The 23,403-nt window shown below is 69.7% G+C and carries 21 protein-coding genes; 1 reads left to right on the top strand and 20 read right to left on the bottom strand.

What is annotated here, in order from left to right; translation table 11 throughout:
• Positions 1–55: 55 nt before the first annotated feature.
• The 17 genes from G1H10_RS20170 to G1H10_RS20250 all read right to left on the bottom strand — a co-directional run bounded on the left by G1H10_RS20170 (position 56) and on the right by G1H10_RS20250 (position 19,094).
• Positions 56–2,356, bottom strand: coding sequence for a glycoside hydrolase family 31 protein (locus G1H10_RS20170; RefSeq protein ID WP_216853473.1), 2,301 nt, complete (start codon positions 2,354–2,356; stop codon positions 56–58).
• Positions 2,353–3,543, bottom strand: a complete 1,191-nt coding sequence (locus tag G1H10_RS20175; protein ID WP_163741107.1) for a glycoside hydrolase family 15 protein — start codon at positions 3,541–3,543, stop codon at positions 2,353–2,355. Before G1H10_RS20175 ends, G1H10_RS20170 begins: the two co-directional genes overlap by 4 nt.
• Positions 3,544–3,722: 179 nt before the next feature.
• Entirely contained in the window at positions 3,723–4,988 is a 1,266-nt protein-coding gene (locus G1H10_RS20180) for an ABC transporter substrate-binding protein (RefSeq protein ID WP_163741108.1), read from the bottom strand.
• A gap of 38 nt (positions 4,989–5,026) precedes the next feature.
• Positions 5,027–5,974, bottom strand: coding sequence for a carbohydrate ABC transporter permease (locus tag G1H10_RS20185; RefSeq protein WP_163741110.1), 948 nt, complete (start codon positions 5,972–5,974; stop codon positions 5,027–5,029).
• On the bottom strand, positions 5,967–6,809 hold the full coding sequence (locus G1H10_RS20190) for a carbohydrate ABC transporter permease (RefSeq protein WP_376778646.1): 843 nt from the start codon (positions 6,807–6,809) through the stop codon (positions 5,967–5,969). The genes G1H10_RS20185 and G1H10_RS20190 overlap by 8 nt, the downstream gene beginning before the upstream one ends.
• 113 nt (positions 6,810–6,922) lie before the next feature.
• On the bottom strand, positions 6,923–8,131 hold the full coding sequence (locus G1H10_RS20195; RefSeq protein WP_216853474.1) for an ROK family transcriptional regulator: 1,209 nt from the start codon (positions 8,129–8,131) through the stop codon (positions 6,923–6,925).
• Between the two features lie 275 nt (positions 8,132–8,406).
• Positions 8,407–9,420 (bottom strand): SIS domain-containing protein, encoded by a 1,014-nt coding sequence (locus G1H10_RS20200; protein ID WP_163741116.1) that lies wholly within the window; start codon positions 9,418–9,420, stop codon positions 8,407–8,409.
• 5 nt (positions 9,421–9,425) lie between these two features.
• On the bottom strand, positions 9,426–9,593 hold the full coding sequence (locus G1H10_RS20205; protein WP_163741118.1) for a Trm112 family protein: 168 nt from the start codon (positions 9,591–9,593) through the stop codon (positions 9,426–9,428).
• Positions 9,594–11,036 (bottom strand): phosphomannomutase/phosphoglucomutase, encoded by a 1,443-nt coding sequence (locus G1H10_RS20210; RefSeq protein WP_163741120.1) that lies wholly within the window; start codon positions 11,034–11,036, stop codon positions 9,594–9,596.
• Between the two features lie 54 nt (positions 11,037–11,090).
• Positions 11,091–11,546, bottom strand: a complete 456-nt coding sequence (locus G1H10_RS20215) for a MarR family winged helix-turn-helix transcriptional regulator (RefSeq protein ID WP_163741122.1) — start codon at positions 11,544–11,546, stop codon at positions 11,091–11,093.
• Positions 11,547–11,745: 199 nt separating this feature from the next.
• Positions 11,746–12,750, bottom strand: coding sequence for a S1C family serine protease (locus G1H10_RS20220; protein ID WP_163741124.1), 1,005 nt, complete (start codon positions 12,748–12,750; stop codon positions 11,746–11,748).
• Positions 12,751–12,921: 171 nt separating this feature from the next.
• On the bottom strand, positions 12,922–14,373 hold the full coding sequence (locus G1H10_RS20225; protein ID WP_163741126.1) for an aldehyde dehydrogenase family protein: 1,452 nt from the start codon (positions 14,371–14,373) through the stop codon (positions 12,922–12,924).
• A complete protein-coding gene (locus G1H10_RS20230; RefSeq protein ID WP_163741128.1) occupies positions 14,363–15,523 on the bottom strand; it encodes a mandelate racemase/muconate lactonizing enzyme family protein in 1,161 nt (386 codons plus the stop codon). The genes G1H10_RS20225 and G1H10_RS20230 overlap by 11 nt, the downstream gene beginning before the upstream one ends.
• Positions 15,520–16,518 carry an NAD(P)-dependent oxidoreductase gene (locus tag G1H10_RS20235; protein WP_246219728.1) on the bottom strand — a complete coding sequence of 333 codons (999 nt, stop codon included), beginning with the start codon at positions 16,516–16,518 and terminating at the stop codon, positions 15,520–15,522. The genes G1H10_RS20230 and G1H10_RS20235 overlap by 4 nt, the downstream gene beginning before the upstream one ends.
• On the bottom strand, positions 16,406–17,371 hold the full coding sequence (locus tag G1H10_RS20240; RefSeq protein ID WP_163741132.1) for an ABC transporter substrate-binding protein: 966 nt from the start codon (positions 17,369–17,371) through the stop codon (positions 16,406–16,408). Before G1H10_RS20240 ends, G1H10_RS20235 begins: the two co-directional genes overlap by 113 nt.
• An 86-nt stretch (positions 17,372–17,457) precedes the next feature.
• Positions 17,458–18,273: an ABC transporter ATP-binding protein gene (locus G1H10_RS20245; protein ID WP_163741134.1), complete on the bottom strand. Its 816-nt coding sequence runs from the start codon at positions 18,271–18,273 to the stop codon at positions 17,458–17,460.
• Positions 18,270–19,094, bottom strand: a complete 825-nt coding sequence (locus G1H10_RS20250) for an ABC transporter permease (protein ID WP_163741136.1) — start codon at positions 19,092–19,094, stop codon at positions 18,270–18,272. Before G1H10_RS20250 ends, G1H10_RS20245 begins: the two co-directional genes overlap by 4 nt.
• A gap of 135 nt (positions 19,095–19,229) precedes the next feature.
• On the opposite strand from G1H10_RS20250, the gene G1H10_RS20255 reads away from it, so the two are divergent.
• Complete coding sequence (locus G1H10_RS20255; protein ID WP_163741138.1) at positions 19,230–19,892, top strand: GntR family transcriptional regulator; 663 nt, start codon at positions 19,230–19,232, stop codon at positions 19,890–19,892.
• Between the two features lie 64 nt (positions 19,893–19,956).
• Here G1H10_RS20255 and lysA read toward each other — a convergent pair whose 3' ends face one another.
• From lysA to G1H10_RS20270, 3 genes are read right to left on the bottom strand one after another with little or no spacing between them, the layout of a single operon-like run.
• Positions 19,957–21,381, bottom strand: coding sequence for a diaminopimelate decarboxylase (gene lysA, locus G1H10_RS20260; protein ID WP_163741139.1), 1,425 nt, complete (start codon positions 21,379–21,381; stop codon positions 19,957–19,959).
• Positions 21,381–23,039 carry an arginine--tRNA ligase gene (gene argS, locus G1H10_RS20265; RefSeq protein WP_163741141.1) on the bottom strand — a complete coding sequence of 553 codons (1,659 nt, stop codon included), beginning with the start codon at positions 23,037–23,039 and terminating at the stop codon, positions 21,381–21,383. Before argS ends, lysA begins: the two co-directional genes overlap by 1 nt.
• Positions 23,036–23,332: a helix-turn-helix domain-containing protein gene (locus G1H10_RS20270; RefSeq protein WP_163741143.1), complete on the bottom strand. Its 297-nt coding sequence runs from the start codon at positions 23,330–23,332 to the stop codon at positions 23,036–23,038. The genes argS and G1H10_RS20270 overlap by 4 nt, the downstream gene beginning before the upstream one ends.
• Positions 23,333–23,403 lie beyond the last annotated feature (71 nt).

A 23,403-nucleotide genomic window follows, 5' to 3' on the forward strand; every position in this document is an offset into this window, starting at 1 on the left:
CCCCGTGAGACTCGATGTGCCGTCGACCGGGTCACTCCGGACTCAGGCGGCCGGGTCACTCCGGCGCGAAGACCTCCTTCAGTGCGGGCCAGTGCTCGGCGCGGCACAGCACCGGCGGCTGATCGATCGGCGCCGGCAGCGTGACCTCCGCGGCGCCCGTATGACGGACGTCGCGCCACACGTCGACCCACTCCCCTTCCGGCAGGTACGCGACGACGTCCTCGACGCCCGGCTCGACCACGGGCACCACCAGCAGGGAGTCACCGAGCTGGAACTGCAGCGGGTACCGCCAGACCGCCGGATCACGCGGATGGTCGACGAACAGACCGCGCATCAGCGGGCGCCCGTCGTCGATCGCGATGCGCGCCTGCTCGGCCAGGTAGTCCACCATCCGCTCGCGCAGGTGGGCGAAACGCCGGAAGACCGGCACGACCCGCTGGTCGCCGGTGCGCTCGGCGACGTTCCACGGTGTGCGGTCGCGCAGCGGCGGCTCGTGATGGTGGAACTCGGAGTGGTACTGCATGATCGGCATGAAGCACGCCGCGCCGGCCGCCCGCAGGTACAGCTCGGGGTCCGGCACGTCGCCGGAGAAGCCCGCGAGGTCCCAGCCCCAGTAGACGATGCCGCACGCGGACGCGGTGATCCCGGCGATCACGGACGATCGGAACGCCTCCCAGGTGGAGTCCTCGTCGCCGGCCCAGAACACCCCGTGCGCCTGCGACCCGGTGAAGCCGGCGCGGGAGAACGTCACCGGCGCCTTCCCTTCGGAGCGCAGCAGGTCACCGTAGGCCCGGGCGTAGTGCACCGGGTACAGGTTGTTGCCTTCGTCGCCGCGGCGCCCGTCGGCGTAGCGCAGGTCGTGTCCCCAGGCGTGCTCCCCGCCGTCGGTCTTGAATCCGTCGACGCCCAGGTCGCGCACCAGGTAGCGGCGCTTATCCGTCCACCAGTCCCGGGTGCGCTGTACGGAGAGGTCCGGCATGAGCGACTGCGGGAACCACCAGCCCCGGTTGTGGTACGGCGTGCCGTCCGCTTCGAGGACGGCGTGCCCGTCGCGCACGAGCTCCTCGCCGTACGCGATCACCGGCGCGTCGTCGGGAACGTCGGCGCCGAGCTCGTGGCGGGTCTTCAGCAGCGGGATCTGCCACAGGATCACCTTGATGCCGCGGTCGTGCAGTTCGTCGACCATGGCCTTCGGATCCGGCCAGACGTCCTCGCCGAAGACGGCGAACGTCTGCTCGTCGCTCCATGCCTCGATGACGACGACGCCGACCGGGATGTCCAGGTCGCGGTGGCTGTCCATCCGCTCCATGACGATCCGCTGCGTGTTCCACTCGTTGCCGGACGCCCACAGCCGGAACACCCAGGACGGGAGCTCCTCGGCGCGCCCCACCTCGTCGGTGAACGCCGCCAGCACCTCACTCGGCGAGCCGTGGTACATGCCGACCTCGACCGACTCGTCGGCGGTACCGCCCAGGGCCACCTCGACGACGAGCCGCTCCGGCGTGGCGGCACCGACGTCGAACCAGGTCCGGCGCGACGTGCGCACGTGGAAACCCCAGCCGGAGCCTGACTCGGACACCACGTGTGCGAACGGCATCGGCAGGTACGTGCGGCCGTGCCGCCCCTGCGCCTTGTACTGCTCGAAGACGACGGCATCCAAGGTGCGGCCACGCTGGTCCACGGCGTCGAACCGCTCACCGAACCCGACGACGTGTTCATCCGGCTTCAGCCGCAACGCGAACCGCGCGCGGTGCACCGTTCCGTCCGCCACGAGCCATTCCACGCTGCCGTCGATCAGCCTCTCCGCTGCCCCGCCTGCTGGATGCGGCCCGTCCGTACTCGGCCCGTTCCCATCCTCCCGGGCCGTGTGCGGCTGGGCCGCATCCAGGGTCAGCATCCCTGCGCCTTGCACCCATCGCGCCGGGACGAACTCGAACCACCCGGTGCTGTCCTTCCGGCCGTCGTCGGCGACCGCGTGGAAGCGATACCGGTAGGAAGCACCGGCGACGACCGGCTCGGTGACCACCTCCCAGCCGCCGCCGTCCGCGGTGCTCGCCTCCGCCTGCGCCTCGGCCAGATGGCCCTCCCCACCCGCCAGGGCGGCGGCGTCCGCGCCGTCCGTGACCGCCCGGCTCAACGTGAGCACCGTCGAGGAAGCCTCGTCCGGTCCGTGCCATCTCACCCACTCGCAGGTCACGTCGGTGACGCCGGGATCGGCGACGACGCCGAGCCGCACCGGCTGTCCCGCCTCCGGCAACACCGGGTTCCGCTGATCGGGCGAGACCGCGTACGGATGCTCCACCCCATGCGGCCGGTGTCGCAGCAGCTGCTCCGAGTCGTTGATCGTCGTCGTCATCGCACGCCTCCGTGGTGGGCGGTGTCCAGCAGGCCGAGCTCGTCGGCGAGGATCAGGTACATCCCGTGTGACCAGAGCAGCGGCGTGGCCACCGGCCCCCACCGCTCGATCCATTCGGCGCGATGCTCGGGTGCCAGCAGGTGATCCGGGACCTGTTCGGGCAGCTCCCCGCGGTCGGTGGCGCGCTCCGCGATCCAGGTCAGGTATCGCCGGGCCGCCGCATGATCCCCCGCCACGGCGCGGTTCCAGCCCTGCAGGGCGGAGAGGAGCAGCCACTGGCCGCCGCCGTAGAACACGTCCGCGGAGAAGCGGTGCACTCCGCCGTCGACGTCGAGGTCCGCCGCGATCGCGTCCAGCGTCGCCGCCGCGATCGGGTCGTCGACGTCGACCAGTCCGAACGGGACGACGCAGGCGGCGAGCGAGGCGTCCACCGCGTCGGTGCCGAGCCACTTGGTCAGGTGACCGCCACGCACCCCTTCGTCCAGGGTGAGCTTGCGGATCTCGGCCGCGATCTGGCTCGCGCGCGCCGTCCGGACGTCGTCCAGCGCCCCGCTCGCGACGACGGCGGTCAGGCCGCCGTACAGGGCGCCGAGCGTGGAGACGTGACGCTGCTCGAGATGTTCCTCCCACCAGTCGTAACAGGGCCGGTCCCAGAAGGCGGCGACGTAGTCCACGCACAACTCCATGCCGGCGCGCCACCGCTCGAGATTCAGCCCGTGACGTCGGGCGTGGGTGGTGACCGCCCACAGCCACATGCCGTAGCCGTCGGTCTGGAAGTCCCACCATTCGACGGAGCCTTCCCCGCCGGAGAGGGTGAACCGGGTCGGCAGCATCCGCTCGACCGGAACCTCCTGCCCGGCGGCCGCCGCGGCGACCAGCGCCTCGATCTGGGCCTGCCGCGACGTCAGCACCCCGTTCACCCAGTCATGGAACCGGTCCGCGGACGCCACGTCGCCGTACCGGGAGATCCCCTCCGCGGTGAACGACCCGTCCCGGAACCAGGCGAACCCCTGATAGGCGGAGAACGTCGGCGACGCCGGGTACGCCCCCGATGGATGCTGGTGCTCGACGATCACCCGGTGGCTCCGGTGGGCGAGATCCACGAAAGCGCTCCTACCGGCGAATCCGGCCTGGCCGACGACCCCGGACCGGTCAGGGTACGGCGACGGGCGTTGCTGATGAGTCATGCGCGAGCAGTTCCTTTACAACGGTGTGTCATGATCAAACCCGAGCCTGGAAATGGGCGACGGCGAATTCGTCTCGCTCTCACGCGATCGGCGGACGGCCTGGTGAGTCTGGTTGCGTTCTCGTGCCGCCGATCGAAGATCGCTCGACGAGCTTCCCCGTCGCCCATTCCGCATGCATGTCAGAGCAGGTCGTTGACGCGTTGCTCGGCGTCGGCCAGCGCGTCCTCGACGCTCTTGCGGCCGGCCGCGGCGTTGCCGAGCTCCTCGCTGACGGCGTCCTGCATCTCCTGCTGCCGTTCGATGACGGGCGGCAGCACCACCGCGTCCAGCGAGTCCAGCACCGCCTGCCGGTTCTCCGGCGGGGTGACCTCCAGGTAGCCGGTCAGCTTCGACTCGTCCGCCACCGGCGGCAGCTCCCATGACGTCTCCAGCCGGATGTCAGCCGTCGTGTCCGACGCGGCCAGGAAGTCGATCCACTGCTGCGCCGCCTCTGGGTGCTCGCTGTCCGCCGATACCACGGCGCCGTTGGCGAACATCGCCGACGCGTTCTGCGTGTTCCCCGGCTCGACGACGATGTCCCATTCGAACGACGTGTCGGCCAGCCCGCCGAACATCCAGATGCCGGTGTGCCACATGGCGAGCTTGCCCTCAGCGAACAGGTTGGAGTCGAAGTCCGGGGTGCCCGCACCGTCGGCCTCGGTCGGCATGGTGGTACCGGACTTCTCCACCAGCCAGGTGGCCGCCTCGACACCGGCCTCGGAGTTGAATGCCGCCGCGGTACCGTCCTCGTTGAGGAACTCGCCGCCGGACTGCGCGAGCGTCTTGTAGAACTCGTGGAAGCTGATCGGCTGGTAGTCGCCCCAGACGCCCGCGTCGGCGTCGGTCAACGCCTCCGCGGCCGCCTTCTCGTCCGCCCACGTCCACTCGCCGGTGGGCAGGTCGACGCCCGCCTCGTCGAAGAGGGTCTTGTTGTAGAACAGCACGACGTTGGAGAACGACGTCGGCACGCCGTACTGGGTGCCGTCGCGGTTGAACGCCTCCAGCAGCGAATCCTGGTAGGCGTCGCCGTTGATCTCGTCCAGTGCGGCCAGCGAGCCGTTCTCCGCGTAGGTCACGAAGTTCTCGTAGTTCAGCTCGAAGGTGTCCGCGACCGTCCCACCCGCGACCGCGGTCTGCAGCTTGGTGAAGTAGTCGTCGTACGGGACGGTCTCCACCTCTACCTCGATGCCCTCGTTGGCTTCCTCGAAGGCCTCGACGATGGCGTCCAGATCCTCCTCGTGGCCGTCGTTGGCGGAGAAGTTCATGTACCGGATGGTGGTGGTTCCCTCGGCACTGTCCGAGTCCGAACTGCTGCTCGCCGAACCCTGCGAGCACGCGGCCAGGCCGAGCGCGAGCACGGCCGTGCCGGCCAGGGCGGTGAATCTAATGGAGCGTCGTCGCACCATGATCGTGTCCTTTCTGCTGATGGAGAGAGTTCGGGGGGTCATTTGAAACCGGTGTGCGCCATCCCCGCGATGATGTGGCGCTGCGCGAACATGTAGACGATCGCGATCGGCAGGATCGACACCACCGACCCGGCCATCACCACGTTCCACTCCGTGGTGAACTGCCCGTGCAGCGTGGACAGCCCCAGCGGCAGCGTCATCAGCTCCGGCGAGCGGACCACGACCAGCGGCCAGAGGAAGCTGTTCCAGCTGCTCATGAAGGCGAAGACGGTGAGTGTCGCCAACGCCGGACGGACCAGGGGCAAGATGACGGTGGCGTAGATGCGCAGGTGGCTGGCGCCGTCGATGGTCGCCGCCTCGTCCAGTTCCCGAGGTACGCTCTCCATCGCCTGCTTGAGCAGGAAGATGCCGAACGCGGACGCCACCGACGGCGCCAGCAGCGCGAAGTAGGTGTCGTTCAGGTTGAGCCGGGTCATCTGGATGAACAGCGGCACCACCAGCACCTGCAGCGGCACCATCAGCGTCGCCAGGTAGAGCGCGAAGATGACGTTCTTGCCCCGGAACTGCAGCCGGGCGAAACCGTAGGCGGCCATCGAGCCGGTCACCAGCTGGCACAGGGTGGACGCGACCGCGATGCCGAACGAGTTGAGCACGATCCGCCACATCGGCAGCGTGTCGAACAGCGTCCGGTAGGCGTCCATCGTCGGGTCCTCGACGATGAGCGACGGCCCGCCGGAGAGGTTCCCACCCGGCGTGATCGAGGTGACCACGGTCCAGAGGAACGGGAAGAGCATGATCAGCCCGCCGAGCCCCACACCGAGGTAGAGCAGCACACGGCCGACGTCGGCCCGGGGCGGCGCGCCGTCTCCGCCGCCGCGGGCAGACCATCGGCGCCGCACCGTCGGCGGCTGACCCGCCGCAGTCCCGGCGGTCGTGCCCGGCGTGGTGCCCGGCGTGGTGGTGCCCGGCGTCGTGGTCTCAGGCATAGTGCACCCACTTACGCTGGCCGCGGATCTGGACGGCGGTGACGGCCAAGATGACGGCGAAGAGCAGCCAGGACAGCGCCGACGCCTCGCCGGCCCGTCCATAGCGGAAGGTCAGCTCATAGATCTGCCCGACGACCACCTGGCTCGACCCGGCCGGGCCGCCGCCGGTCATCACGTACACCTGGTCGAACACCTGGAAGCCGTTGATCAGCGAGATCACGACGACGAAGAACGTCGACGGGGAGAGCAGCGGAAGCGTGACCCGCCGGAACTGCTGCCAGGCCGAGGCGCCGTCGATCCGCGCCGCTTCGTACAGCTCCTGCGGGATGGTCTGCAACCCCGCCAGCAGGATCACCATGACGAAGCCCAGGTCCTTCCAGGCCGAGGCGAGGATCACCGACGCCATCGCCCAGCTCGGATCCGTCCACCAGCCGGGCTGCGGCAGGTTCAAGAAGCCGAGGATCTGGTTGACCAGACCGTTGGACGGGTTCAGCAGCCACTGCCAGACCAGGGCGACCACCACCCAGCTCGTCACCACCGGCAGGAAGTAGGCGGCCCGGAAGAAGGTCCGCCCGGCCAGCCGACGGTTGAGCACGACGGCCAGCGCGAGGCCCCCGGCGTACACCAGCGGGAAGTAGCCGACGATGTAGAGGACGGTGTGGCCGAACACCTCGCGCGTCGTGGGGTCGGTCAGCAGGTGGGCATAGTTGGCGAACCCGACCCATTGCATCTCAGAGATCAGGTTCCACTCGTGCAGGCTCACCCACGCCGACGAGACCATCGGCACGAACGTGAACAGCAGCAGCGGGACCCCGCTCGGCAGCAGGAAGAACATCGCCCAACCGGCGGTGCGCAGCCTGGACCGGCGGCGGGCGGATCGCCTGCCGTCCTGTGGCCGCGGCGGGGTCGCCGCCGGGCGGTCGCGCACGATCTGGTCGGAGGCCATGCTCACCTCGCCGCCTGACCGGCGTGCAGCCGTTCGCGGACGAGCCGGCCCTGGTCGCCGGCGGCGCCGGCGATGTCGAACGGCGACGCGAAGACCAACGCGGCCGCCCCGAGCGCCCATTTGTCCTCCGCCCACGGCTCGACGACGTAGGTCAGGTCGCGGCGGGCGGGCATGAGATAACGCCGGAACGTCTGCTCGAACCCGGCGGCCCAGTAGGTCCAGGCGTCCACGCCTTCACCGAGGACCACCACGATCTCCGGGTCGACGGTGTGCACGACGCCGGCCAGCGCGCGGCCGAGCATCGCACCGGCGTCGGCGTAGATGGTCCGCGCGTCCTTGTCACCGGCGGCCGCGGCCCGCAGCAGGCCGTCCATGCCGGCGGCGGGGTCGATGACGCCGCGATCCACCGCCGCCCGGACGAGCGCGCCGGCGCCGACGTGTGCCTCCAGGCAGCCGTGCGATCCGCACTCGCAGACCGGTCCGTCGGGGGTGACGGGGATGTGCCCGATCTCACCGGCGCCGCCGCCGGCGCCCCGGTAGACGGCGCCGTCCACGACGATGCCGCATCCGACGCCGCGCCCGATGGTCACCACGAGGTACGAGGAGTGCGACTGGCCGATCCCGTAGAGCCGTTCGGCTACCGCAAGGGTGTTGACGTCGTTCTCCACCAGCACCGGGACGCCGAGGGCGGAGCGGAGCATCTGCCCGACGCGGGTCTCCGCCCAGCCCAGTGTGGGCGCCGAGACGACGCCGGTGGCCTGCGAGTCGACCGCCCCCGGGATGCCGACGCCGATGCCGAGCAGGTGCCGGTCGGTCTGGTCGGCCATCGCCTGCCGGAGGATGTCGGCGAGCCGGTCCAGCGCCGCCGGGGATGCCGGGTCGAAGGGGTACGTCTGCGACGAGCGCACCACGCCGTCCAGCTCGACGTCGACGACGGCGACGTGGTCCGCGGTGACCTTCGCGCCGATCGCTCCGCCGGCAGACCGGACGAGCCCGAGCAGGCGCGCCGGCCGTCCCCCGTGCGAGGGCACATGGTCGAGCTCGTGCACCAGTCCGCGGCTGAGCAGGCCCTTGATCGCCTGTGTCACCGTGGCCGGGCTGACCTGCAGGATCCGCGCGATATCCGCTCGGGATACCGGGCCTCTGGTGCCGAGGAGCCCCAGAATGGCCGACGGCACCAGATCACCGCGGGCTGCCGAACCGGAAGGCACGTCGCATCGCTCCATTCACACTAAATTTAGCTATAAATAAACACGCGAATGATGTGCCGTCAACACGTACATGGCAGAGCGAAACGAACCGTGACCAATCCGAAACATCGGCCACGTGAACCGAGGCACCGGGGCAGCGTGGAACCGAGACACCCAACGCTCGGCGAGCGTCAGGTACCGGTTGTGGCCCTTATCAGGGCACAAACCGGTACCTGATCACCGTCGCCGTACCGCGCAGACGGGCGGCCCCGGCGGCATTCGTGCCGGGCGGCGTGTCAGTCCTGGCGGCCCAGGCCCAGCCCGAGGTAGGCGGCCGCATAACGGCCCGTGGCCAGCAGGGTGGCGAACCGCGCCATCTGCGAACCTTCGACGGCCAGCACCGGCTGCACCCGTACGGAAGCCCGCTCGGCGGCCTCCTCCAGGCGGCGGCGCGCCGCAGCCGCGATCGCCGGCTCCGTCCCGTCGTCCAGGATCACCAGCGCGGGCCTCAACTCACTGGCGCCGTCCTCGAACGGATCGGCGAAGATGTCCGCCTCCGGCGCCCCGGCCAGCAGAGGGACGAGTTGCGCGTCGTCGCCGGCGACAGCTGGGCGGCCGCTGGCCGCACGCAGGCTCTCCGCGACCCGCCGGGCGGCCCGTGCGGCCAGCACCGAGCCGCCCCACACGACCGGGGTGCTGTCGGCCAGCGCCAGCGCCACGTTCTTCGCCGGATTGGCGTCGCTCTCGACGCTCGGTGAGCAGTCCTTCGCGACCTGGTCCAACGCCTCCGCGACCGGCTCCGCCTCCACCTCCGGCCCGAGCCCGAGCAGGTGCAGTGCGCAGAGCACCGGCACGGCCAGCGCGGTGGTGTCCGCACTGCCCGCCGGCAGGAAACACGTCTCCCGCCCGGCCGCCGCGGTGTGCAGCTGCGACCCCTCCGGCGCGGCGACCAGCAGCGAACAGCCACGGCGTCGCGCTTCCGCTGCCGCCACGACCTCCTCCTCGCGGTCACCTTCGGGGCAGACCACAACCACCAGGTCGAGCGGACCCGCCCACGCCGGCAGACCGCCGTACGGCCACACCACGAACGGCACCGGGCAGACCGGCTCGAGCACCGCCCGGAACAGCCGACCGTGCGGGCCGCTGGCGATGATGGCGCGCGGCCGGTCCATCTGGTCGACCTGCGCCAGAACGTCGGCCGCGGCCGTATGCGCGCGCCGGACCTCGGCACCCCAGCCGGCGATCCGCCGCAGCTCGTCATCGATCGTGTTCAGCGCCTGTGGATCATCGAGCGAAGCGTCGTCGAACATCGGTATCAGACCTGCCGTGCGTGGTCGACCAGCAGGACCGGGATGTCGTCCCGGACCGGGTACGCCAGGCCGCAGCTCTGGCACACCAGCTCGTCCGAGTCGATGCGCTCGTCCAGCGAACCGTGGCAGGCCGGGCACACGATCACGTCCCGTAGCACCGGATCGAGTCTCATCTACTCTCCCTTCGCCGCCTCGCGCACCAGCGCGAGAACGTCGTCGCGCACTGTCTCCATGGTGATGCGGTCGACGCCTTCGACGTTCAACCTGAGCAAGGGCTCGGTGTTCGACGGACGCAGGTTGAACCACCACATCGGACTTCCAGTGTGCTCGACGGTCAGGCCGTCCAGGTAGTCGATCGCGATATCCGGCTCGCCCGCGTACGCCGACTCCACCGCCCGCAGCGTGCCGTCGACGTCCTCGACCCGGCTGTTCAACTCGCCGGAGAGGACGTAACGCGCGTACGGGGCGAGCATCGAGGACAGTTCTTCCTCCACCGATCCGAGTGCGGCGAGCGTGTGCAGCGCCGCCAGCATGCCCGAATCCGCGCGCCAGAAGTCCCGGAAGTAGAAGTGCGCCGAGTGCTCGCCGCCGAAGACCGCGTCGGTCTCGGCCATCCGCGCCTTGATCAGCGAGTGGCCCACCGGCGTCCGCACCGGCGTGCCGCCGTTCTCGCTGATGATCTCCGGCACGGCATGCGACGTGATGAGGTTGTGCACCACGGCGGATCCGGGCGCGCGCCGCAACTCCCGCACGGCGATCAGCGCCGTGAGCGTCGACGGCGACACGATCTCGCCGCGCTCGTCGACGACGAAACACCGGTCCGCGTCGCCGTCGAACGCCAGCCCGAGATCCGCGCCGCGCTCGAGCACCGCGTGCTGCAGGTCGACGAGGTTGGCCGGTTCGATCGGGTTGGCCTCATGGTTCGGGAACGTCCCGTCCAGCTCGAAGTAGAGCGGGATCACGGTCAACCCGGGCACGTCGAGGACGGCCGGCACGGTGTGTCCCGCCATGCCGTTGCCGGCGTCGACCACCACGGTCAGCGGCCGGATGGTGGAGAGGTCGACCAGGCCATGCAAGTATGCCGCGTACTCGGCGAGCATGTCCCGGCGGTCGATCCGGCCCGGCGCCGCCGCCTGGCTATGCAGGCTTCGCTCGGCGGGCGTCTGCAACCGCGACACCCACGTGTCGCGGCGGGGACCGTCGTCGTTGAGGATCCGCTCAGCGATCTCGCGCACGTCCGCCAGCCCGGTGTCCCGGCCGACCGGAGCCGCGCCGGCCCGGCAGAACTTGATGCCGTTGTACTCGGCCGGATTGTGGCTCGCGGTGAACATGGCACCGGGCAGACTCAGCGCGCCGCTGGCGAAATAGAGCTGATCGGTCGACGCGAGGCCGATGTTGACGACGTCGACCCCACGCGCGGTGACACCGTCGGAGAACGCCGCCACCAGGCTCAGCGACGTCGGGCGCATGTCGTGGCCGACCACCATCGCCGTGGCCTCCGCGGCGAGGACATCCGCAGTGGCGGAACCGAAGGCGCGGGCGACGTCGACGTCCCACTCATCCGGAACGAGGCCACGGACGTCGTACGCCTTGACGATGGCACCGAGATCACGCACGCGGCGACTCTACCGCCACCCGCATGGTCGCCGTCCGCGGCCCTGACGACGATGTCACTCGATGATGCGCCGGAGGTACGACGTCAGCTGCGCGAGTTCATCGCCGGTGAACCGTTCGACCATGTAGTCCCGTACGCCGCGCTCGTGCGTCTCGGCCGCCTCGTCCAGTCGCCGCTGACCTTCGTCGGCGAGCGCCGCGTAGAACCCGCGACCGTCTTTCTCCGCCGGCACCCGGCGGACGAGACCTTCGCTGATCATCCGGTCCACCAGCCGGGTCAACCCGCTGGGAGACAGCATGACCTTGTCTGCCAGCTGTGACATGCGCAGACGATGCCCTTCTGCCTCGGCGAGCCGGGCCAGCACCTCATACCAGGCGAGCGGCAGCCGATGCAATTCGGTCAGATCCGCCTCCAGCTGACGAGCGACGTGTGAGTGGGCACGGTCGAACGCCCGCCATGCCTCGAGCTGTTCGGGGCTGACGCGCTCATCTGGGCCGGGCATAAGATCCATCGCTAAATGATCATAGGGGTCGCCATTACAAGATCAACAGGGCCATAGTGCTGCTGTAACAGTAATGAGAGCTGACGTGGACGCGTAGGGCCGAAGGTCCATATGACATGCCTCCCCGACGTGATAACAGTCGCCGGCCTCGGGACCGTAGAAACAGACATACCCGGCACCCGAGATGATCATGCTCGCCTGCGGCGTGCTACTGATCGATCAGCTCCACCGGATGCGCCACCACGTCCACCATCGCCCCGTTACGGAACGTCGTGATCGGCAACGGTACGTCGATGGCCTCGGCGAACATGCGGCGTTGCAGGGCCTGCGCATCCACCACCGGCTCCTGCGCGATGGTCACGATGAGGTCGCCGGCGCGCAGTCCGGCCACCGCAGCCGGACTGCCGGGCTCCACATGGGCGATGCGCACCCCTCTGCTCCGGCCGATCCGCTGCGCCAGCTTGGGCGGCAGCGGCGCCGGCGACGTGGCCACGCCGAGGAAGGCCCGACGCACGCGACCTTCTCTCATCAGGGTGGACACGATCCGGTCGCTGGTGGCGTTCATCGGGACCGCGAGACCGAGACCGACGCCGGCCACCGCCGTGTTGATCCCCACGATGCGGGCGGACGCGTCGGCCAGCGCACCACCGGAATTGCCCGGGTTGAGCGCCGCATCGGTCTGGATGACGTTCTCGATGATGCGTACCGTGCGGCCGCTCTGCGCCGGCAACGACCGGCCGAGCGCGCTGACCACACCCGCCGTGACCGACCCGGACAGCCCGAGCGGGCTGCCCACCGCCACCACCAGCTGCCCCACGGTGAGATCGTCGGCGCGTCCCAGCGTGGCCGGCGCAGGCGTCGGGCCGTCCGCCCGCACGACGGCCAGGTCGGAGAGCCGATCCCGGCCGACGACGGAGAACCGGGTCTCGGATCCATCCGAGTACGACGCGGTCCCGCTCGTCGCCGAACCGACGACGTGCGCGTTGGTCAGGATGAACCCGTCGTCGGTGAACACCACGCCGGATCCCGTCCCACCGCCACCTCGGCGGCCACCGCGTTCGGTCGTCACCGCCAGGCTCGCCACCGACGGCAACACGCGCCGCGCCACCCCGCTCACCACGCGCGAGTATGCGTCGAGCGCTTCCCCACCGACCTCGGCCGCTTCCCGGCCGGCCTCCTCGGAGGGACTCCATCCTGTCTCGTCCGGCACCATCGTGCGCACCTCCCCGCGTCCGAAATGCCGGGATAACGCGCGAGGCCGCGGCGGCTACTCCCGTGTACGCTCACAGCGCAACACGGGAGCAGCCCCGTCCGCACCGTCACGGCGTTCTGCGGCTCGAACCCCGGAACGCGTGCTCTGCCGGACGCGGAGGCGGGCGAAGGATCAGCGCGCGAAAGAGAGCGTCTGCTCCTCGGTGAACTCGTACAGGCCGGACAGCCCGCCCTCCCGGCCCATACCCGCGTAGCCGAACCCGCCGAACGGGACCTCCGGGGTGTTCGGTGCGCCGTTGTTGATCCCCACGATCCCGATCTCCAACCGCCCGGCGAGCCGCGCGGCGTGCTCGGCGTCGTCCGACATGACGTAGCCGCCCAGCCCGCTGCGCCAGCCGTTGATCTCGGCGACGATGTCGTCTTCCGCCGTGTACGGGCGCACGACACACACCGGCCCGAAGACCTCCTCGTTCCACAACCTGATCTCCGAGGTCGCCTCGACGAGCGTGGGAGCCACGAAGTAGCCACGGCCGCTCGGCTGCGGCGTCAGCGGCGCCCGCGACACCGGGCATCCGGCGGCCTCCGCCTCCGCCACCAGCCGCTCCAGCCGCTCCACGTGGGCGGGACGCAGCATCGGCCCGACGTCGACGGCGGCGTCCGACGGCGCCCCGGTCACCAGCGCCTCGATCCGCGAGCGCAGGGCGCCTACGAACCCGTCGTACATCGACTCGTGCACGAACACGTTGTTGGCCGCGATGCAGGAGGCCCCGTTGTTCCGGAACTTCGCCACGAGCAGCGCCTCCAGCGAGGCGTCCGGGTCGGCATGCTCGGTGACGATGAACGGGCCCTTGCCGCCGAGCTCCATCGTGACTCGGGTCATCGTCCGCGCCGCTCGCGCCGCCACGGACGCGCCGACCGCGGTCGAGCCGGTGAAGGTCACCGCGGCCACGAGGTCGGAGTCCACCAGGGCGGTGGTGAGCTTCTCGCCGTCGCCCACCACCACGTTGACCGCCCCGGCCGGCAGGTGCCGCTCGCAGATCTCGGTGAAAGCCAGGCTGGTCAGCGGCGTCAGCTCGGAGGCCTTCTGTACGACGGTGCACCCCGCCGCCAGCGCGGGCGCGACCTTGCGCGCCGGGATCGACAGCGGGAAGTTCCACGGGCTCACCGCGGCCACCACACCGACCGGCTTGCGCGTCACGGTGAAGCGTCGCAGCGCCGTGACCACACCCTCATCGCGAGGCACCGTGGCCGCGTCGGCGAACCATTCGAGATACAGCGCCGAGAAACCGACCTCGGCCGTCGCCTCGCTCAGCCGCTTTCCGGACTCCGCGCTGATCACGGCGGCGAGCGCAGCCGTGTTCGCGCGCAGGTCGGCCGCGATGGCACGCAGCGCCGCGGCCCGCTCGCGGGCGGGTGTCGCGCTCCATCCGGGCAGCGCTGCATAGGCGGCGCGGGCGGCGTCGTCCGCCGTCACCGGATCGACCCAGCCGACCCGAGCCAGCCGCTCGCCGGTGGCGGGGTCAGGGAGGTCGTGCGGCTCACCGGCGACGCCCGCGCCGGCGACCCGAGCGCCGTACGCCACGCTGCCCGCCTCGGGGATGAAGGTTCGGGTGTCAGCGGTCATGGATGCTTCGCTCCTCCTGGTAGACACGGAATCGGGCGACGGTCTCGGGGTCGAGCTCGACCCCCAGGCCCGGCGCCTCGGGCACGCTGAGCGCGCCGCCGCCCCATCCGAGCGGCGTCGTCAGCAGGTCCGTACGCAACGGATTGGGCCGGACGTCGATCTCGACCCAATCCACGTGGTCATAGGCCGCGGCCAAGTGCGCACTGGCCGCGACCCCTACCGCACTCGAGTAACAGTGCGGCGCCACGCGCAAGCCGGCCGACGCGGCGTACTCGGCCACCGCCCGGCCGACGGTGAAGCCACCGGACTTGGCCAGATCGGGCTGAACCAGGGCGACCGCCGACGAGTCCACGCACGCTTCGAACGCGTCGATGCCGTAGATGTTCTCCCCTGTCGCCAGCGGCAGCACACCGTCGGCCGCCAATTTCTGCAGATCCTCGATCCGGTCTCCGGACAGCGGCTCCTCGAGCCACCGCACGTCGTGTGCGGCCAGCATCGGCATCGTCTCCAGCGCCGCCCGCACGTCCCAGGCCTGATTGGCGTCGGCGAACAGCTCCACGTCGGCCCCGATGCAGGAACGGGTGGTGGACAGCGTCCGCTCGTCCCGCTCCGTGCCGAACCCGAGCTTGGTCTTCACCGCACGGTAGCCGTCCGCCATCGCCACGGCGCACAGCTGTTCGACGTCGGTGGGGCCGATGCCGCTGGCGTAGGCGGGCACCGTCGGCGCCGCGGCCGTCCCGCCGAGCAATCGGTGGACCGGCTGCCCGGCGACCTTACCGGCGAGGTCCCACAGGGCGATGTCGATGCCGCTGATCGCCTGCCAGATCGGTCCGATGCCGCCCGCCTGCCGACCCACCGGGAGCAACCGCTCGGTCAGGAGTCTGAGCACCGCGCCCGGATCCGACGCGTCGCCGCCCAGCAGGAGCGGCGCGACGCCTTCGCTGAACGTCGCGACGCGTTCGCTGTGTGCCCAGGAGGGATAGTTGATCCAGCTCTCACCGAGCCCGGTCACGCCACCCGCCTCGACCTCCACCAGGCACACGCGCCGATCCTTGAGCTGGCCGAACGCCATGTCCACCACACCGGTGATCGGCGCGGCGACGATGGTGATCCGCAGCCTCTCGATCGGGAGCGGGTCGCCCGCGGTCACCGGCCGCCGCCGAACTCGGCGTAGGCCCGGGCCAGCGCACCGCTGTCCCGGGTGCCCAGGCCGTGATCGAGGCCGATCTCGTTCACGTCGACGATCGCTCGGGCGAGCGGCGCGGGCGATCCTGAGGACTCGGCCAGTTCCAGCGCCAAGCGGTTGTCCTTCGCCAGCAGTTCCAGCGCGAACGCCGGATCGTCGTCGCCGCTGACCATCTTCGGCGCGATCTCCTTGAACAGGTTCGACACGGTGGCGGCGCCGGACTCGGCGACCGTCTCCACGAAGGTCCGCCCGTCCACGCCGTTGCGTTCGCACAACGTGATCGCCTCGGCGGTGATCGCGTTGATCGCACCGAACATCAGGTTGTTGGCGATCTTCACCACCGAACCCGCGCCCGTCTCGCCCACCCGGACGACTCTGGCGGCGACGGTGGACGTCAGGGCCGGACGGACTGTATCGATGACGCCGGCCGGCCCGCCGCATACCAGCGTCCACGACCCGCAGGTCGCCGGGCGGCCGAGCACCGGAGCATCGACGTAGGTGACGCCGTGCTCGGCCAGCTCGGCGGCGGCCGTACGTGCCGTACCCGGATCGATCGTGGACAGGTCGATGACGACGGCCCCCGCCGGCGCCTTGACCAGAACCTCCGCCGCCAGCGCGCGGACATGCTCGGGTTTCGGCACCGAGACCAGGATGAGGCCGGCGTCGGCGACCACCGACGCGGCGTCGTCGCTCACCGGAACGCCGGCGGCCTCGGCAGCCTCGCGCGCCGCCGGCGACGGATCGAAGCCGCGCACGTCATACCCCGCGGACGCGGCCCTCGCTGCGGAGCGTCCGCCCATGGTGCCGAGTCCGAGCACTCGTATCTGTGCTGCCATCACTGTCCCTTCACTGTTCTTTCCAGTCGGCGTAGGCGTCCATGTAGATGCGTGTGTCGACGAATTCGCTGGGCTCGACGAACTCGTCGATTCCACCGAGCTCGACGAAGATCTGCTCCACATCGCCGATGCTGGCTTCGAGGTCCCCCGACTCGTACTGCTGCGCCCAGGTGTCGTTGTCGTATAAGCGGGCGAACTCGAACTGTCGCAGCGTGTCCTCCAGTTCCTGGCTCTCGGCGTAGGCGGCCTCGTGCACCGTGGTCATCGCCGCGCGGGTGTCGGCCAGCAGCTCGTCGTTGATGTCGAGCCATGCCCGGGTGAGCTTGACCAGGGTCTCGCGCTCGGCGTCGTAGTAATCGTTGTTGGCCACCCAGCCACCGATGATCGAGGACTCCGGGTAGTAGTCCTTCGCCGAGCTGACCAGCTCGGCTTCGGGCATCTCGTTCATCACCGTCTTGTCGAACGGCACCCACAGCACGACCGCCGGGACCTGCCCGGAGACGAACGCCGTGACGGCGGACGGCATGTCCGCATTGGCCACCCTGACCTCGCTCGGGTCCACGCCTTCCTGCTTCAGCGCGTTGTGCAGGTACACATGTGCGGTGGTACCGGCGGCGGTGATCACCTGCTTGCCGGCGAGATCCTCGACGGAGCTGATCCCGGAACCGGGCGCGGCCCACAGCTGCGCGGTGTCGAACTCCACGTCGTTGGCGAGGAAGACCTTCCCGGTCCCCTGCGCCGGGAAGTTCGACAACACCGCCCCCATGATCGCGACGTCGACGGAGCCGCCGGACAGTGCTTGGCTGAGCGCCGTGCCGGTGTCGAACTCGATCGGTTCCAGCTCCACCCCGTGCTCTTCGAAGATCTCCTCCTCGATGCCGAGCCACATGTGCGAGTCGACGGCTACGGTGTGCAGGTATCCGACCTTGACCACGGTCAGCCCGTCGTCACTCGTGGCCGGTGCGCTGCTCTCCAAGGCACACGAGGATATCAATGCGGCTCCGGCCAGCCCGGCTATCATACCCGCGAGCCGTCTCGACCCGTGCGGCGCTCTCCATACCCTCATCGCACACGCTCCACGGACTCCGAGCGCAGCAGCTCCTCGAGATGTCTCCTCAGCTCGACGAACTGCGGAGACAACCGCGTCTCGGCCGACCGAGGCGCCGGTATGGCGACGTCGACGACCTCGCGCACGTCCGTCGGGCGCGCGCTCAGCACCACCACCCGGTTGGACAGGAAGATCGCCTCCTCGACGCTGTGGGTGATGAACAGCGCCGTGCGCCGCTCGGACAGCTGCGTCTCATGCAGCAGCTCCTGCATGCGCTCGCGGGTCTGTGCGTCCAGCGCGGCGAACGGCTCGTCCATCAGCAGCACCCGTGGATCCGTGGCGTAGGCGCGGGCGATGGCGACGCGCTGGCGCATCCCGCCGGACAATTCCTTCGGATACGCCGAGGCGAACCGTTCGAGGCCCATCAGGTCCAGATACCGCTGCACCACGTCCTTCCGTTCGGCCTTGGGCCGGCGGTTGGCGCGCAGGGTCAGACCGTATTCGATGTTCTTCGCCACCGTGAGCCATCCGAAGATCGCGTACTGCTGAAAGACGACGCCGCGGGATGGATGCGGGCCGTCGACGACGGCACTGCCCACCCGGACCGATCCGTCGTCTGGGCTGGTGAAGCCCGCCGCCATGTTCAGCAGCGTCGTCTTGCCGCAGCCGGACGGGCCGATCACGGAGACGAACTCGCCGGGCTCGACGGTGAACGAGCAGTCGTCCAGCACCTGAAGGTGGTCGCCATCGCGCGTGTAGTGCTTGCCTATCCCGTCGAAGACGATGCGGTCGGATGCGGTCGCGTGGTTCGCCTCTGCGGTGAGGGTCATCGCGTCTTCTCCTGCCAGGTAGTGAGCCGAGACTGGACGAGCTTGAGGACCAGGTCCATGAAGAGGGCGGCGAAGCCGATCATGGCGATGCCGACGAACATGTCAGGGATCCGGTAGAAGGTCGCCGCGTCTTGGACGGCCGCGCCGAGGCCGCGCTGCGCGGCGACGAGCTCGGCGGCGACGACCGTGGCCCAGGAGACGCCGAGAGCCACCCGCACGGCGGTGAACAGGTGCGGGATGGACGCCGGCACCACGGTGCGGGCGAACACCTCCCACCGATTGGCGCCGAGCACTCTGGCCGCCCGCACCAGCAGCGGGTCGATGCTGGAGATGCCCTCGAACAGCACGATCACCGCCGCGAAGAACGAGGCATAGACGAGGATCGAGATCCGGGCGTCCTCACCGATGCCGATGTAGACGATCGCGAGCGGCACAAGTGCGATAGGCGGCAACGCCCGGAAGAAGTTGACCAGCGGCTCGGCCATCGCACGCAGGGTCGGATACCAAGCGAGCAGGAACCCGATCGGCAACGCGAGCAGCGAGCCGACGGTGACGCCGATGCAGACCCGGGTCATGCTGACCCGGACGTCGAACAGCAGATCCTGCTCGGTGAACAGGATTCGGCCCGCCGACACCACCTCGTCGGGACGAGGAATGCCGCGCCCGGAGACGATCCCGGAGACGGACACGAGGTACCAGACTCCGATCGCCAGCGCGGCACCGAGAATGCCGAGCCCGACTCGGCGGGTGGTACCGCTCAGCGAGCCGGACGCCGGTGACCGGCGCCGTGGGGCGGAACGAGCCACGGTGGTCGTTGTCATCTCAAGCGCCCTTTCGATCGACGTTGTGTCGGGACGCTACGAGAGATTGCATGCAATTTCAAGCCCGATCCTGCTACTACGTCATCACGAAACCACGGTATGCTGCCTAATTACATGTAATTTCGCGGAGGTGTGATGACGACCGAGACGAGCAATCAGGAGCGTGGCCTAGCCGAACGGGCCTATCTCACGCTGCGCGCGGCCATCCTCGAGCACGAGCTCGCACCGGGGACGCGACTGTCGGTACCCAACGTCGCGGAGCGGCTCGGGGTGAGCCGGAGCCCCGCGCGCGAGGCCATCGCCCGCATCACGTACGAAGGGCTCGCGCATTTCGAGCCGAACAAGGGCGCCGTCGTCGCCGATGTGGACGCTGCCTCGCTCGTCGAGATCTACGAGGTCCGGGAGGCGCTCGAGGGACTGGCCTGCCGGCTCGCCAGCCGACGGATGAGCCCCCAGGACGTCGACGGGCTCCGCGACCTGCTGGCGCAGCACGCGGCCGCAGTGGAGGCAGGCGACGTCGAAACCCATTACAAGCTGGACATGCGCTTCCATGCCCGCATCCGGGAGCTCGCCGGGAACACCCGGCTGACCACGCAGCTCGAGCTGCTCCAGCGGCAGATCAGGCTGGCGATGTACACGACACATCGCTCGCCTGGCGGCATGCCACAGGCGGTGACGGAACACCGCCGAATCGTCGACGCCCTGGAGTCCGGCGACCCCGTCCTCGCCGAGGCCGCCGGCCGTTCTCACATCGGCCGGCTACTGCGCGACCTGTCCGCAGCCGAGCGGGTCGGCTAGCGCCCGGCGGCGGAGTGCGTGCCGTGACGCACCCGGTGCAGGACGCATGTACGGGTGGGCCGGGTCAGCCGACGTCGAGGGTGAGCAGGTCGTCCTCGGTCTCACGCCGGACGATCACCCGCGACTCGCCGGCGTGGACCGCGACGACCGGCGGACGCGGAACGTGGTTGTAGGTGTTGGCCATGCTCCGGGTGTAGGCGCCGGTTCCCGGCACCGCGATCAGATCACCTGGCTCGACGTCCGCCGGCAGGAACTCGTCCCGCACGACGATGTCGCCACTCTCGCAGTGTTTGCCGACGACGCGGGCCAGCACCGGCTCCGCCTCCGAACGGCGCGAGGCCAAGGTACAGGAGTAGTCGGCGTCGTAGAGCGCGGTGCGGATGTTGTCGCTCATGCCGCCGTCGACCGAGACGTAGCGGCGTACCGCACCACCGTCCAGCTCGACCGCCTTGATCGTGCCCACCTCGTACAGCGTGAACGTGCTCGGCCCGGCGATGGCGCGGCCCGGCTCGATGCTGATGCGCGGGACGGCCAGACCGTATCCGGCGCATTCGTGCTGAACGATCGCGGCCATACCGGCGGCCAGGTCCTCGGCGGGCTGGGGATCGTCCTGGCTGGTGTAGGCGATGCCGAAACCACCGCCGAGGTCCAGCTCGGCGAGTTCGACGCCGTGCTCGTCGCGGATCTCGGCATGCAGTCCCAGGACGCGGCGGGCGGCCACTTCGAATCCGGAGGTGTCATAGATCTGCGACCCGATATGCGAGTGCAGCCCGATCAGCTCCAGCGACGGCTCGGCGAGAATGCGCCGCACCGCCTGCGCGGCCGCTCCGCCGGCGATGGAGAATCCGAACTTCTGATCCTCGTGGGCGGTGGCGATGTACTCGTGCGTGTGCGCCTCCACCCCGACCGTCGTCCGGAGCATCACCGGAACGCGCACGCCGCGCTCCTCCGCGATCGAGCCGAGCCGGGAGATCTCGTCGAAGGAGTCGACGATGATCCGGCCGATTCCGGCGTCGACCGCACGAGACAGCTCGGCGACCGACTTGTTGTTGCCGTGCAGACCGATGCGCTCTACAGGGAAGCCCGCACGCAGCGCGACCGCAAGCTCACCACCGGAGCAGACGTCCAGATTCAGGCCCTCTTCGGCGATCCACCGCGCCACCGCGGTGCAGAGGAACGCCTTACCGGCGTAGTAGACGTCGGCCCCGCCGTCGATGGCCGCGAACGCACCGGAGAACGCGTCCCGGAATGCTCGGGCGCGGGAACGGAAGTCGAGCTCGTCGAGTACGTAGACCGGCGTGCCGTGCTCGGCCGCCAGCGCCCGGACGTCGATCCCGGCCACGCGCAGGGCGCCGTCGTCGCCGCGCATGACGGTCGCCGACCACAGCCCGGGATACAGCGCGTTGACATCCTCGGGGATCCGCAGCCAGGACGGGTGCCGCCGCTGCCCGGCCTCGGCGTGCAGCGCGCCCGCCTCATGTGTGTGCATCACATCCGCTCCGGAGCCGCGACGCCGAGCATCGCCAGACCGTTCGCGACCACGACCCGGGTGGCCTCGACCAGCCAGAGCCGGGCCCGGTGCACGTCATTGGGTTCCTCGTCACCCATCGGCAGCACCCGGCAGACGTCGTAGAACTTGTGAAAGGTCGACGCGGTCTCCTCCAGATACCGGGCGATCCGGTGCGGCTCGCGATACTCCGCCGCCGTCGCGACCACGCGCGGGAACTCGCCCAGCGCGGCCAGCAGCAGCGACTCTCGCTCGTGCTCGAGCAGCTCCGGCCGCAGCTCGCCGCGGTCGACGCCGAGTTCGTCGGCGTTACGCAGGATCGAGGACAGCCGCGCGTGCGCGTACTGCACGTAGAACACCGGATTGTCCGAGGTCTGCTTGGTGATCTGCGCGACGTCCAGCGTCAGCGGGGAGTCCGCCGGGTACCGGCACAACGAGTACCGCAGCGCGTCGACACCGGCCGCGTCGACCACCTCACCGAGAGTGAGCATGGATCCGGCCCGCTTGGACAGCCGCAGCTCCTGGCCCTCCCGCATGATCTTCACCAGCTGCCCGATCGGGATCTCGATGTTGTAGTCCGGGTCGTCGCCCGCACACGCCGCCATCGCCTTCAGCCGGCCCACGTAGCCGTGGTGGTCGGCACCGAGCAGATACAGGCAGATGTCGAAGCCGCGCTCACGCTTGTCCACGTAGTACGCGGTGTCCGAGGCGAAGTAGGTGTAAGACCCGTCCTGCTTGATCAGCACGCGGTCCTTGTCGTCCCCGTAGTCCGTGGTCCGCATCCACAGCGCGCCGTCGGCCTCGAACAGGTGGCCGTGCTTGCGCAGCACGTCCAGCCCGTGTTCCACCTGGCCGGAGTCGTGCAGTGTCCGCTCGGAGAACCAGACGTCGAAATGTGTCCGGAACTCCTCGAGCTGGCGCTGCTGCTCGGCGAGCTGCAGCTTGTACCCTTCCTCCCGGAAGACGACCAGCTGCTCGTCGTCCGGCAACGTGATCACGTCCGGCCGCGCGGCGAGGATCGCCTGCGCCAGGTCGGTGATGTACTCGCCGTGATAACCCTGCTCCGGCACAGCCTGGCCGTGCGCGCGGGCCATGATCGAGGCGCCGAAATGGTCCATCTGCACGCCGCGATCGTTGATGTAGAACTCGCGGGTGACCTCAGCGCCCGCGGCTTCCAGCACCCGGGCGATCGCATCACCGACGGCGGCCCAGCGGACATGCCCCAGGTGCAGCGGCCCGGTCGGGTTCGCGGAGATGAACTCCACGTTGATCCGGGTGCCGGTGAGCACGTCGCCGCGTCCGTACGTCGCGCCCGCGGCCACGATGGAGCGCGCCAGCTCACCTTGGGCGGCGGCGGAGACGGTGATGTTGAGAAAGCCCGGCCCGGCCACGTCGACCCGGTCGATCCCGGCGACCTCGCGCAACCTCCCGGCGAGCAGCTCCGCCAGCGCGCGCGGGTTGGTGCCGGCCCTCTTGGCCAGCTGCATGGCGACATTGGTCGCGTAGTCGCCGTGCTCGCGGTTGCGGGGCCGCTCGATCGTGATCTCGTCCGGCACACCGCCGGGAAGGGTGATGTCTCCTTCGTCGGTCGCGGCCGCGAGGACGTCACGCACCGCTTGGGAAAGCTGTTCTGGGGTCACCCCGCAAGGGTAGTCACTACCGTGGGCTCCTTGTCGCCCCCGTGGGCCACCTGGTCCATCACCTGAGACAGGACGCTGTCGAGCGACAGGCCGAGCGCGTCCGCAACCGCGGCGACGGTGAAGAACGCCGGGGTCGGGATCCGGCCACGCTCGATCTTGCGCAGCGTCTCGGCAGAAATGCCCGCCTCGCTCGCGACGTCGACGATGCTCCGCTCGCCACGCGCGGCACGCAGCGCCTGCCCGAGCCGCTCGCCACGGTCGCGCTCGGATACGCTCAACGGCACTCGAACCATAGAGGCGATACTAATACCGCTGCATCCGACGCCTGATGGGCTCATGTCGCACGTGGGCCGTGGTGAGGTGG

The sequence above is a fragment of the Phytoactinopolyspora halotolerans genome, from assembly GCF_010550675.1.
Taxonomy (GTDB): domain Bacteria; phylum Actinomycetota; class Actinomycetes; order Jiangellales; family Jiangellaceae; genus Phytoactinopolyspora; species Phytoactinopolyspora halotolerans.